Source organism: Ensifer sp., assembly GCF_035999135.1.
Lineage (GTDB): Bacteria > Pseudomonadota > Alphaproteobacteria > Rhizobiales > Rhizobiaceae > Ensifer.
The window spans coordinates 1-11,706 of record NZ_DASYGZ010000007.1 but is presented as its reverse complement, the minus strand read 5'-3'; the positions used below and the strand labels follow the sequence as shown (position 1 = coordinate 11,706).

Annotated in this window: 13 protein-coding genes; 9 read left to right on the top strand and 4 right to left on the bottom strand. The window is 61.8% G+C overall.

From position 1 onward, the window contains the following. The 3 genes from VGO12_RS00240 to kduI all read right to left on the bottom strand — a co-directional run. The coding region (locus VGO12_RS00240; protein ID WP_327510747.1) for a 5-dehydro-4-deoxyglucarate dehydratase at positions 1-762 on the bottom strand (762 nt) is incomplete at its 3' end. 108 nt (positions 763-870) lie between these two features. After that, positions 871-1,614, bottom strand: a complete 744-nt coding sequence (kduD, locus tag VGO12_RS00235; protein ID WP_327510746.1) for a 2-dehydro-3-deoxy-D-gluconate 5-dehydrogenase KduD — start codon at positions 1,612-1,614, stop codon at positions 871-873. Next, positions 1,611-2,435, bottom strand: a complete 825-nt coding sequence (gene kduI / locus VGO12_RS00230; protein ID WP_327510745.1) for a 5-dehydro-4-deoxy-D-glucuronate isomerase — start codon at positions 2,433-2,435, stop codon at positions 1,611-1,613. The genes kduD and kduI overlap by 4 nt, the downstream gene beginning before the upstream one ends. Before the next feature lie 132 nt (positions 2,436-2,567). Between kduI and VGO12_RS00225 the strand changes: the two genes are divergently transcribed. The 9 genes from VGO12_RS00225 (at position 2,568) to VGO12_RS00185 (ending at position 10,562) form a co-directional block, all read left to right on the top strand. Further along, positions 2,568-3,362, top strand: a complete 795-nt coding sequence (locus VGO12_RS00225; RefSeq protein WP_327510744.1) for an NAD(P)-dependent oxidoreductase — start codon at positions 2,568-2,570, stop codon at positions 3,360-3,362. Positions 3,363-3,365: 3 nt separating this feature from the next. Then, positions 3,366-4,883 carry an aldehyde dehydrogenase (NADP(+)) gene (locus tag VGO12_RS00220; RefSeq protein WP_327510743.1) on the top strand — a complete coding sequence of 506 codons (1,518 nt, stop codon included), beginning with the start codon at positions 3,366-3,368 and terminating at the stop codon, positions 4,881-4,883. A 111-nt stretch (positions 4,884-4,994) separates the two neighbouring features. After that, complete coding sequence (locus tag VGO12_RS00215) at positions 4,995-5,723, top strand: FadR/GntR family transcriptional regulator (RefSeq protein WP_414650650.1); 729 nt, start codon at positions 4,995-4,997, stop codon at positions 5,721-5,723. An 80-nt stretch (positions 5,724-5,803) separates the two neighbouring features. After that, positions 5,804-6,544 (top strand): FadR/GntR family transcriptional regulator, encoded by a 741-nt coding sequence (locus VGO12_RS00210; RefSeq protein ID WP_327510741.1) that lies wholly within the window; start codon positions 5,804-5,806, stop codon positions 6,542-6,544. 54 nt (positions 6,545-6,598) lie between these two features. Then, complete coding sequence (locus VGO12_RS00205) at positions 6,599-6,940, top strand: cupin domain-containing protein (RefSeq protein ID WP_414650649.1); 342 nt, start codon at positions 6,599-6,601, stop codon at positions 6,938-6,940. A 109-nt stretch (positions 6,941-7,049) separates the two neighbouring features. After that, entirely contained in the window at positions 7,050-8,072 is a 1,023-nt protein-coding gene (locus VGO12_RS00200; protein ID WP_327510739.1) for an ABC transporter permease, read from the top strand. Next, the gene (locus VGO12_RS00195) at positions 8,072-8,959 is read left to right on the top strand and encodes an ABC transporter permease (protein WP_327510738.1); all 888 of its coding nucleotides are present in this window, start codon (positions 8,072-8,074) and stop codon (positions 8,957-8,959) included. Before VGO12_RS00200 ends, VGO12_RS00195 begins: the two co-directional genes overlap by 1 nt. Before the next feature lie 5 nt (positions 8,960-8,964). Next, the gene (locus VGO12_RS00190) at positions 8,965-9,801 is read left to right on the top strand and encodes an ABC transporter ATP-binding protein (RefSeq protein WP_327510737.1); all 837 of its coding nucleotides are present in this window, start codon (positions 8,965-8,967) and stop codon (positions 9,799-9,801) included. After that, entirely contained in the window at positions 9,801-10,562 is a 762-nt protein-coding gene (locus VGO12_RS00185) for an ABC transporter ATP-binding protein (protein ID WP_327510736.1), read from the top strand. The genes VGO12_RS00190 and VGO12_RS00185 overlap by 1 nt, the downstream gene beginning before the upstream one ends. 549 nt (positions 10,563-11,111) lie before the next feature. Here the strand turns inward: VGO12_RS00185 and VGO12_RS00180 are convergent. Continuing rightward, on the bottom strand, positions 11,112-11,706 hold a 595-nt coding region (locus VGO12_RS00180), incomplete at its 5' end, for an ABC transporter substrate-binding protein (protein WP_327510735.1).

The following is an 11,706-nucleotide window of genomic DNA, read 5'->3' as shown; positions in this document are numbered from 1 at the left end:
ACGGTTGCGGATCGCCATGAACGGATAGAAGAAGTCGTTGAGGATGCGTTCGCAGGTGGCGCGGTCGCCACTGCGCAGCGCTGCATAGAATTCGTTGGCGAGCGCCGGCACGAAGTTGAAGACGGCCGAGGAATAGGTGGTGAAGCCCGCCCCGAGATAGGCTTCGGCAAAGAGCTCCGCCGTCGGCATGCCGCCGAGATACATCAGCCGGTCGCCCATCTTGGCAGTGACCTGACGCACCAGGCCGATATCGCCGGTGCCGTCCTTGAAGCCGATCAGGTTCGGGCATTCGTCGCAGAGCCGCGCAAGCGTGTCAGCCTGCAGCACGGAATTGTCGCGGTTATAGACCATGACGCCGATGCCGACCGACTGGCAGATCTTCTTCACATGGGCGTAGAGCCCTTCCTGCGGCGCATCGATCAGGTAGTGTGGCAGAAGCAGGATGCCGTCTGCCCCGACCTTCTCCACGGAGCGGGCGATATCGATGGCGATCTCCGTGCCGTAGCCGCAGCCGGATACGATCGCGGTCTCGCCGGACACGTCCTTGGCGGCGGCGACGATGCCGGGAATTTCATCCGGCTTCAGCGAGAAGAACTCGCCCGTGCCGCCGGCGGCAAACAGTACCGGTGCCCTGTAACCGGCGAGCCATTCTACATGGGCTTTGTAACTGTCGGGCGCAAAGCGCCCCTCCTTGTCGAAATGCGTCACCGGGAAGGAAAGCAGGCCCGATCCAAGCGCGGCCTTGATCTGTTCTGGGGTCATTTCACTAGTCCTCTACGTGTTTTCAGAAGGGAAAAAGTCTGGGTGTCGGCCGGATTCGTTTCGACTCATCATATAACTAGTATGATGAGTCGACGGCCGACGGAGGGATCAGCGGGCCAGCCACCCACCGTCCACATTCAGTATGGCGCCATGAACGTAGTCTGCAGCACGCGACGACAGGAACACGGCGGCGCCGGCGATGTCGTCAGGCTTGCCCCAGCGGTTGGCGGGGATGCGATCCAGGATCGCACGGTTGCGATCAGCGTCGCCGCGCAGCGCCTCGGTGTTGTTGGTCTCGATGTAACCGGGCGCGATCGCGTTCACGTTGATGCCCTTGGACGCCCATTCGTTGGCGAGCAGTTTGGTCAAGCCCGAAACACCATGTTTCGACACCGTATAGGAGGGCACGCGGATACCGCCCTGGAAGGAAAGCAGCGACGCGATGTTGACGATTTTTCCGGGCCGGCTCCTTGCCAGCAATTCCTTGGCGAAGGCCTGGCATGTGAAGAAGAGCGCTTTGACGTTGACGTCCATGACGTCGTCCCAGTCTGCTTCGGAAAACTCCACGGCATCTGCACGGCGAATGATCCCGGCATTGTTGACAAGAATGTCGTAGCCCGTTCCGGCAAAGACGTCGCGCGCAGCCATCGGGTCGGCAAAGTCCAGGGCAAGCGGTTCCGCGATCCCGCCCGCGTTTGCGATGATTTCAAGTGTTTCCTCGGGCGCACGGCGCGCCGCACAGGTGACTCTGGCGCCGGCCGCGGCAAGGCCCACGGCAATCGCCTGCCCAAGCCCGGTGTTTGCACCGGTCACGAGCGCCTTTTGGCCCTGAAGGGAAAAGGGATTTGTCACTTCAGATCCCCCGGTTGGACGAACTCCATGTCGGTATAATCGACATTGTCGCCCGCCATCGCCCATATGAACGTGTAGGATCCGATGCCGGCCCCGGAGTGAATGGACCAGGGGGGAGAAATCGCGCCTTCTTCGTTCGAAATGAAGAGATGGCGGGTTTCCTGCGGTTCACCCATCAGGTGCAAAACGCGCGATTTTTCGTCCATGCCGAAATAGAGATAGGCCTCCATGCGGCGATCATGGACATGCGCAGGCATGGTGTTCCACACCGAGCCGTCTTCAAGCGTCGTATAGCCGAGCACGAGTTGGCAACTCTCCATAACCAAGGGGTGAATGAACTGGTTGATCGTGCGCTTGTTGGAGGTCTCGGTCGCGCCGAGTTTGACTTCCTTGCTGTCGGCAATGGTGACAAGCCGTGCGGGCAGGCTGCGGTGGGCCGGGCAGGACGTGATGTAAAAGCGCCCCTCCCCGGAGAAGGTTACAGGCCCCGTACCCATTCCGAGATAGAGAACGTCGCCGCGGTTGAGGGTGTAGGTGCCCTGTTCGGTCGTGACCGTGCCGGTTTTGCCCACGTTGACGACGCCCATCTCGCGCCTGTCGAGAAACGATGGTGTCTTGGTTTCCTCGACCTTGTCGAGCGTCAGTGGCTTACCGTCAGGCACGGCCCCACCCATGACGAAGCGATCATAGTGGGTGTAGATCAGCCGGATCTCACCCGCCCGAAACATGTCATGAGCCAAGAAATGTCTGCGCAGACCCTCGGTGTCGAGCGTCCTTGCATAGTCCGGATTGACGGCCTGCCGCGTTTCGACGGTCAGCATAAACTCCTCCTTCGGTAATTGCGATCAACATATCATATGTGTTATGCATAGTTGTATGATATGTCTGACAAGGTCAATAGGCAAATGCCAACCTCAACTTCTGAAAGCGACATCTCAAGGAAAAGCCGTGTCATGAAACGCCTTCTCATCACTGGAGCAGCGGGCCAGCTCGGCCGAGTCATGCGCACAAAGCTCGCCGTGCTTGCCGGCACGGTCCGGCTTGCAGATCGCGTAGGTCTTGGCACGCCGGCTGACCACGAGGAGCTCGTGCAATGCGATCTTGCCGACGGTGAAGCCGTGAACGCCATGGTCGCCGGCTGCGACGGCATCGTCCATCTCGGCGGGGCGTCGACCGAAGGGCCGTTTGAGGGGATCCTGCGCGGCAACATCGTCGGTCTTTACAATCTCTTCGAGGCTGCCCGCGCCAATGGCTGCCCGCGCATCGTCTTTGCCAGTTCCAACCATACGATCGGCTACTACCCGCAAGAGCAGCGCCTCGCCGCCGATGCACCGTTTCGGCCGGATGGACTCTACGGGGTCTCAAAATGCTTCGGCGAGGCGCTTGCGCGGATGTATTTCGAGAAGTTCGGGCAGGAAACGGCGCTGGTGCGCATCGGCTCCTGCACACCGGAACCAGCAAACCACCGGATGTTATCAACCTGGCTTTCGCATAGAGACTTCGCGTCGCTCGTCGAGGCGGTCTTCCACGTGCCGGTTTTGGGCTGCCCCGTGATCTGGGGTGCATCGGCGAATGATGCCGGCTGGTGGGATAACGCACATATCGGTTGGCTCGGCTGGAAGCCCAGGGATAACGCCGACCACTTTCGGGCGCGTGTTGCGCAGGCCGTGACGAAACCTCGCCCCGACGAATCCACGGCACGCTTTCAGGGCGGCGCCTATGTCGACAATCCGATCTTCAAGGAGTGACGCATGACTTTCAAACCACATGGCAAACATCTGGTCGCAGGCGAATGGATCGCGACCGGGCAGACATTCAGGAGCGAGCCGGCGTCTGGCCCGGCCTTTGATTTCTCCGTTGGAACGACGGAATTGGTCAACAGGGCAGCCGAAGCCGCGGAAGAAGCCTTCTGGTCGTTTGGCTACACGACCCGCGATGAGCGCGCGGCCTTCCTCGACACCATCGCCGACGAAATCGAAGCACGCGGGGCGGCGATCACCGAGATCGGAAGCGCGGAAACCGGACTGCCGGCCGGTCGGCTCGAAGGCGAGCGTGCACGCACCACCGGCCAGCTTCGGCTGTTTGCCTCCCACATTCGCAAGGGTGCGTACCTCGACAGGCGCCATGACGAGGCCTTGCCGGACCGCAAACCCCTGCCCCGCCCCGACATCCGCCTGATCCAGCGGCCGATCGGCCCCGTTGCCGTATTCGGGGCCTCCAATTTCCCGCTGGCCTTCTCGACCATGGGCGGCGATACCGCCTCCGCTCTTGCCGCAGGCTGCCCCGTCGTCGTCAAGGGGCATTCGGCTCACCCTGGAACCGGCGAAATCGTCGCTGAGTCTGCCCTCTCTGCCGTCCGGGCGCACGGGTTGCACGCGGGGGTGTTTTCATTGATCCAGGGCGGGCGTCGCGATGTCGGTACCAGCCTCGTGACGCACCCGCTGATCAAGGCGGTCGGCTTCACCGGTTCACTTGCCGGCGGTCGCGCACTCTTTGATCTCTGCGCGGCGCGGCCGGAACCCATTCCCTTCTTCGGCGAACTCGGCTCCGTGAACCCCATGTTTGTCCTGCCCGAGGCGGTGAAGGCGCGCTGCGAGGAGATCGCCAAGGGATGGACGGCGTCACTGACCATGGGCGCCGGTCAGTTCTGCACCAATCCGGGCATCGCGGTGATCCTCGCCGAGCAAGCCTCCGGCTTCGCGGAGGCTGCGCGCGCGGCCCTTTCGGACGTCGGGCCGCAGGTCATGCTCACGGATGGCATTGCGAGCGCCTATCGCGAGGGCCGTGACCGCATCGCGTCGGGTGCCGGCGTTCGCAAAATCCTCGGCTCAAGCTGCGATCGGAGAAACGCAACGCCCAATCTCTTTCTCGTTCCGGCTCGGGAGTGGCTCGGCAATCATGCGCTTTCAGAGGAAGTCTTCGGCCCGCTCGGCCTGATCGTCACGGTCGAAAGCCTCGACGAGATGATTGCGGTGGCCAAGCGTTTCGAGGGTCAGCTGACTGCAACGCTTCATCTCGATGACGGTGATCGCGATCTGGCGCGCAAGCTGATGGTGATCCTTGAACGCAAGGCGGGCCGGATCCTTGCCAACGGATATCCGACCGGCGTCGAGGTCTGCGATGCCATGGTTCACGGCGGCCCCTACCCAGCCTCCACCAATTTCGGCGCAAGCTCGGTCGGAACCATGGCCATCCGGCGGTTCCTCCGGCCCGTTTCCTATCAGAACTTTCCCGGATACCTGATGCCCGGAGACTTGATCGAGACTTGATCGAAACCTGATCGAGACCTGATGTCGGCTTAAGGATGGATTGCGCCATCGCCCCTCGATGGCGTATCCACGAACGGACCAACATACCTATTGGAAACGGCCCGCGGCATGATGAACACCCCCGATCCCTCCACCTCGCAGGGCAAGACGCTGGTCGCGCAGGTTACGGATGCGCTTCGCTCGCAGATTGCCAAGGGCCGTTACAATCCGGGCGACCGCTTGCCGTCCGAAGCGCAACTCACGCAGGAATTCGGCGTAAGCCGAACGGTGGTACGCGAAGCAATTGCAGCCCTGCGGTCCGATGGCCTGGTGGAGCCGCGGCAGGGCGCGGGCGTCTTTCTCCTCGAGCGCTCAGCGCCAGACCGGCGGCCCTTTCACAATGTCGACCTGGCGCGGGTGTCATCGCTGATCGAGATGCTGGAGCTTAGAACCGCTGTCGAAGGCGATGCAGCGGCGCTTGCAGCCCTTCGCCGATCGCCGGGCCAGGAAGGCAAACTCATCGAGGCCTTTGATGCATTCAGGACCTGTGCAGCTGCCGGAAAGCCGACTGCCGAGGCCGATTTTGCTTTCCACGTCGCAATCGCCGAGGCAACCAACAACCCTCGCTTCGGCGAGTTCCTGGAGATGCTCGGTCCCGCGCTCATCCCCCGTCGCGCAATGGTGGAAAACGGCGGGGAAGCTGCCCTCCCCGCCCATGAACTCGACCGCCTTGTGGACGAGCACGAGGCCATCCTCATTGCCATACAGAACGGCGACGAGGACGGGGCGCGCTCTGCGATGCGAGAACACCTCAGGAAGAGCCAGACACGTTACCGCTCCATGCTGCGCACTGCACGCTGAGGATGCGCCTCGGGCCCACCCTTGCATTCGGACAGATAACGGCTAACATGCCAGACAGGTTCGAAGCAGGCGGAGAGAAAATGGAAGCCGAAAACAATCAGGTTCGCGGGACATCGCTGGCGGCAAAGATCAGCACCGCACTGCGTCGCGAACTGATGGAAGGCGTTTTCCGCCCAGGTGACAGGCTTCCGAGCGAAAGCGCGCTGACCAAGGAGTACTCTGTCAGCCGCACCGTCGTGCGCGAGGCGATCGCAATCCTGCGCGCAGACGGCCTGGTAGAGGCGCGAAAGGGCGCCGGCATCTTTGCCCTGGAAACCCAGAAGGACAAGAACCAGCCCTTCCAGGATCTCACGACCCAGCGCATATCCTCGGTGATCGAGCTGCTCGAACTCAGGACCGTCTTCGAGGTGGAGTCGGCCGGGCTCGCGGCGTCTCGTCGCTCGGCGGCGCAGATCGAGGCGATCCTTGAAGCCCATCACCATATTGGCGAATGCCTGGCATCGGGGGCACCCACGCGCGACGCGGATTTCGAGCTTCACCTCGCAATCGCGGAGGCCACGCAGAACCGCCGCTTCCCGGAGTTTCTTCAACTGATCCGCTCGGGCATTATCCCGCGCGGTGAACTGCAGGGCTCGGCACCCGGTTCGCGCCCGAAGGACTATAACCTCCACCTTCAGGAGGAGCACGGCCAGATCGTCGATGCCATCATTGAAGGAAATGCAGAAGCCGCGCGCGAACGGATGCGTGCACATCTTCGCGGAAGCCTGGATCGCTACAAGGCGCTTCTTCGGTCGCGCACCATGGCGACCGAAGAAAGTTGACCCGCAGATCGACAACATAGTTGTCATACAAATATAAGAACATGTATGGTGATGATGTTAGACAACATCGCCGAGGTTCACATGGTTCTCCCCAAATTCCCCGCCGTTTCGCCGGATGCCGGCGTCACCCGCCAGGTTCTTTCCGATTCCCCTGAGCTCATGGTCGTGTCGTTTCGCTTCGAAACGGGCTCCAGGGGCAAGTTGCACCGCCATCCGCACGTGCAATCGACCTATGTGGCACGCGGTCGTTTCCGCTTCTTTCGCAACGGTGAGGCCTATGAATTGCAGGCTGGCGACAGTCTCGTCATCCCCGGAGACACGGAGCATGGCTGCCAATGCCTGGAGGCCGGCGAGCTCATCGACTGTTTTTCACCCCGTCGTGACGACTTCCTTTGATCGGTTTGGCTTGACAGCATGACAAGCCTGTGACAGGTTTGCTCAAGTTGTCATACAGGATAGGAGCCTGTACCGCCTCCCACTCAGGCGAATGACACACGGAGGAACCATGTCACAACGCCGCATCCGCTTCTATGGCGCGGCCGGACAGATTGGGACCATTGCGGTCACGCTGCTCGGCCTGCTTCTCCTGACCTTCTTCATCGGCCGGCTGATGCCCGCTGATCCCGTCCGCGCCATTGTCGGAGAAGATGCGACGCGGGAGACCTACGAGCAGGTCTACCGCTCACTGGGCCTCGACCGACCGCTCTGGGAACAGTTCTTCTATTACCTCGGCGACGTCTTCACCGGTAATTTCGGCACCTCCATCCGCACCGGCCAGCCGGTGATCCAGGACATCCTGCACGTGATGCCGGCGACGATCGAGCTTGCCACCTTCGCGATCCTCATCGGCGCCGGCCTCGGCGTTCCGCTCGGCGTGCTTGCCGCCGTCAACAAGGATCGCTGGCCGGATCATGTCGTGCGCGTTTTCAGCCTCTTTGGCCATTCCATGCCGATCTTCTGGACCGGCATGATCGCGCTGATCGTCTTTTACGCCCATCTCGGCCTCGTCGGCGGCAGCGGGCGGATGGACCAGTTCTATATCGGGCTGGTCGAGGAACGCACGGGCTTCCTGCTGATCGACAGCCTTCTCGCGGGCGAGATGGATGTCTTCTGGTCTGCCGTCAACCACATCATCCTGCCAGCCGCCCTGCTTGGCTACTCCTCCTCCGCCTACATCACGCGCATGACGCGCAGCTTCATGCTCGATCAACTGGGTCAGGAATATGTGACGACGGCGCGGGTTAAGGGTCTCTCGCGCAGCCAGACGATCTGGCAGCACGCCTTCATCAACATCCGCGTCCAGCTGGTCACAATCATCGCGCTTGCCTACGGCTCCCTGCTCGAAGGGGCGGTGCTGATCGAAACGGTCTTTGCCTGGCCGGGCTTCGGCCAATACCTCACAAGCAATCTCATTACCGGCGACATGAATGCCGTCATGACCTGCGTGCTGATCGTCGGCGTCATCTTTATCGGACTGAACCTTCTGTCCGACGTTCTCTACCGCATCTTCGACCCGAGGACACGCTGATGAATACACGCGTTCAACCCACGTTCAGTCTGCCGGCACCCGTTCAGGCACTGAGGAACATCGTGCTCTTTCTGTTAAAGAGCCCGACGTCGACTTTCGGCCTTTTCGTTCTGGCGCTGCTTATCCTGATGGCCGCCTTCGCGCCGCTGATCGCGACCCATGACCCCTATGTGCAGGATCTCGCCAAGACCTTGCAGGCACCCGGAAACGGTCATCTCTTCGGCACTGACGAGCTTGGCCGCGACATCTTCAGCCGATTGGTTTTTGGCGCGCGCATCACGCTCACGATCATCTTCCTCGTGTCGATCGTCGTCGGCCCGATCGGCCTCGTCATAGGTACGACAGCCGGTTATCTCGGCGGCAAGGTCGATACAGTGATGATGCGCATCACCGACATTTTCCTGTCCTTCCCGAGCCTCATTCTCTCGCTTGCCTTCGTCGCAGCGCTCGGCCCGAGCCTCAACAACGCCATCATCGCGATCGCGCTCACCTCCTGGCCGCCGATTGCGCGGCTCGCGCGCGCCGAGGCAATGACCTTCCGCAAGGCGGACTACATCTCGGCCGCACGGCTGCAGGGGGCGTCGGCAACACGCATCATCTTCAAGTCGATCATGCCGATGTGCCTGCCTTCGGTCCTCATCCGGCTGACGCTGAACATGGCGACCGTCATCCTGACTGCCGCCGGCCTCGGCTTCCTCGGACTCGGCGCGCAGCCTCCACTTCCCGAATGGGGCGCGATGATTGCGACCGGCCGCAAGTACATGCTGGACAGCTGGTGGCTCGTCACCTTCCCGGGCATTTCCATCCTGTCCGTCAGCCTCGCATTCAACCTGCTCGGAGACGGCTTGCGTGATGCCCTCGATCCCAAGCAGGTGAACCGGAGATAGCCCCCATGGAAAAGTCCATTCTTGAGGTCGAGAACCTGCGCATCCGCTACGGCGGTTCTGCAACGGACGCGGTGCGCGGGGTCTCCTTCACCCTTGGGCGTGAGCGCCTCGGCATCGTCGGTGAGAGTGGTTCCGGCAAGTCGACGGTTGGACGCGCGCTGCTTCGCCTTCTGCCGGGCGCCACCATCACCGCCGACCGGCTTCGTTTCGCCGAACTGGATCTGCCCGCTCTTTCAGAGAAAGAGATGCTGAAGGTCCGCGGCCGGCGCATGTCGATGATCCTGCAGGATCCGAAGTTCTCGCTGAACCCGATCCGCCGCGTCGGCGACCAGGTGGCGGAAACCTATCTGCGTCACTTCAAATGCTCGAAGGCCGAAGCGCGCGACAAGGCGCTGGCCATGCTCGAAGCCGTCAAGATCCGCGAGCCCAAGCGCGTCTACGATCAATATCCGCACGAAATATCAGGCGGTATGGGTCAACGTGTGATGATCGCAATGATGCTGCTGGCCGATCCCGACCTCGTCATCGCCGATGAACCCACCTCGGCGCTCGACGTGACCGTGCGATTGCAGGTGCTCAACATCCTCGATCGACTGGTCAAGGATCGCGGCATCGGCCTGATCATGATCAGCCACGACTTGAACCTCGTGCGCAATTTCTGCGACCGTGTTCTGATCATGTACGCCGGCCGCATCGTCGAGACCTTGGCGGCGGCCGACCTCGATAAGGCGAAACATCCCTATACGCGCGGCTTGCTGGCGGCTCAGCCGCGGATCGGCGGCGGACGCACTCCGCTTGCCGTGCTCGATCGCCGTCCTGAATGGCTGGAGGAAATTGCCTGATGTCCGTTTCAGTCGAATGCCGCGATCTCGCAATCACCTTCGGCGCCGGCCCGACGGCGGCCAAGGTCCTTCCCGGCGTCACCTTCTCGGTCAAGCCCGGCGAATGTTTTGGTCTCGTTGGCGAAAGCGGTTCGGGCAAATCAACGGTTCTGCGCTGCATCTCGATGCTGACCGACATCTGGACCGGCAACATCCTCATTGACGGGAGGCCGGTTCGTGACGTTGCGCTCATCGAGCGCTGCCGCACGCTGCAGATGGTTTTTCAGGATCCCTACGGCTCCCTGCATCCGCGCCAGTCGGTGCGCACGGTCCTCAACGAGCCGCTCGTCATTCACAAGCTTGGCGACCGTGAAGAACGGATGCGCAGGGCGATCACTGATGTCGGCCTGCCGGTATCGTTCCTCGATCGGTTCCCCCACCAGCTCTCGGGCGGCCAAAGGCAGCGCGTGGCAATCGCACGCGCATTGATCCTCGAGCCATCGCTGCTGCTGCTCGACGAGCCGACGTCGGCGCTCGATGTCTCGGTGCAGGCGGAGATCCTCAACCTGCTTCAGCGCCTGCGCGAAGAACGTGGCTTCACCTACATCATGGTGACGCACGACCTTGCCGTCGTCGATCACATGTGCGACCGCTTTGCCGTCATGCTCCACGGCGAAATCACTGAAATCCTGCCGCGCGATGCGATCCCCGGAAACCGCGCGACCCATCCCTATGCCCGCGAACTGATCGGCGCCTCGCTGGCATACGAGGGCGCGCACTGAAGCTCCCGAAGCCAACTCCATCGCAAGGCCACCCTCCTCGGCCTGCGATGCGTGAACAAAATTCTCCCCCGACTTGCCCGGCCCAGTGCCGGGCTTTTCTTTGCCGTAGCGTGTCTTGCTAAGGGGGACGAGGACCGGAGTTCATCGGCAAAAGCTCGGTACCCGGCGTCGCCCGCATCGCTCCAATAGAGATGCGGGCGGCAGCGCCGACCCCAAGATCCGCTGCACGCCATCGCGCAGTGTCGCGATTGTCGTAAGAGCAGCACGGGTGATCACGGACATGGCGCAGCGGACTTCAGCGCCGACAGCACGCATTGATTGGGATGGGTTCGGTGAATTGCATGTCCGACCTCGCGCGGCTCGCCGCTTCAAACCGTGGCCGGACTTTACGGCACGCGACCCTGACCTCGCCGCCGTAGCTCCGGATCGTTTCAGAAGGTAGCGGCGGCGCTCCCTCACCGCTTGGCCGTTTCAGTTGGGTTTGCGCAAATGGAAGAAGGCGCGTCTCGCGACGCGCCTTCTTAGGTTCGATACAGGCAAAAGGCGGGATTACCGTTCCTTCTTCACCCCTTCGAAACGCGAGAGCCAGGGGCTGACGATCATGCCTTTCACGTCACTTCGGAAGGCCGCGGTGTCGATGACCTCCGAGAACGGCTGGATCGACATGACGAGATCGTCCATGTAGGTCTGAACGCCCTCATAGAGCTTGGCTTGCTTGGCGGTGTCGCGCTCGACCAGCGCTTCCTCGATCATCTTGTTCAGCTTCTCGTCGAAGAAGCTGGTACGCCAGCTCTGGTAGTTGGTCAGCTTCGCCTCATCCGAATTGTCGGGGTTGTAGGCGATCGATCGCAGATTGTTGTCCGGATGCGGCTGCTGGCCGCCGCCGCCGCGCCCGAGGAGCAGCTCGAACTTGCGCTCGCGCATCGCGCCGTAGATCTGGTCGCCCGAGCCGCTGATGAGTTCCGCCTGGATGCCGGCTTGGGCCAGCGTGTTCTGGATGGCGGTCGCCGCCTTCATGAACGGATCTTCGGAAAGCACGCGCAACGTCGTCTTGAAGCCATCCGGATAGCCGGCTTCGGCGAGCAGGGCCTTGGCTTTTGCGACGTCCAGCTTGTAGCCTTCGTCCGGCAAGGCGCCGAGCACA

Coding starts and splice junctions, on each gene's coding strand:
- kduI (WP_327510745.1), bottom strand. CDS start 2,435: ATGCTGACCGTCGAAACGCGGCAGGCCGTCAATCCGGACTATGCAAGG.
- VGO12_RS00225 (WP_327510744.1), top strand. CDS start 2,568: ATGAAACGCCTTCTCATCACTGGAGCAGCGGGCCAGCTCGGCCGAGTC.
- VGO12_RS00210 (WP_327510741.1), top strand. CDS start 5,804: ATGGAAGCCGAAAACAATCAGGTTCGCGGGACATCGCTGGCGGCAAAG.
- VGO12_RS00200 (WP_327510739.1), top strand. CDS start 7,050: ATGTCACAACGCCGCATCCGCTTCTATGGCGCGGCCGGACAGATTGGG.
- VGO12_RS00215 (WP_414650650.1), top strand. CDS start 4,995: ATGAACACCCCCGATCCCTCCACCTCGCAGGGCAAGACGCTGGTCGCG.
- VGO12_RS00185 (WP_327510736.1), top strand. CDS start 9,801: ATGTCCGTTTCAGTCGAATGCCGCGATCTCGCAATCACCTTCGGCGCC.
- VGO12_RS00190 (WP_327510737.1), top strand. CDS start 8,965: ATGGAAAAGTCCATTCTTGAGGTCGAGAACCTGCGCATCCGCTACGGC.
- VGO12_RS00220 (WP_327510743.1), top strand. CDS start 3,366: ATGACTTTCAAACCACATGGCAAACATCTGGTCGCAGGCGAATGGATC.
- VGO12_RS00205 (WP_414650649.1), top strand. CDS start 6,599: ATGTTAGACAACATCGCCGAGGTTCACATGGTTCTCCCCAAATTCCCC.
- VGO12_RS00195 (WP_327510738.1), top strand. CDS start 8,072: ATGAATACACGCGTTCAACCCACGTTCAGTCTGCCGGCACCCGTTCAG.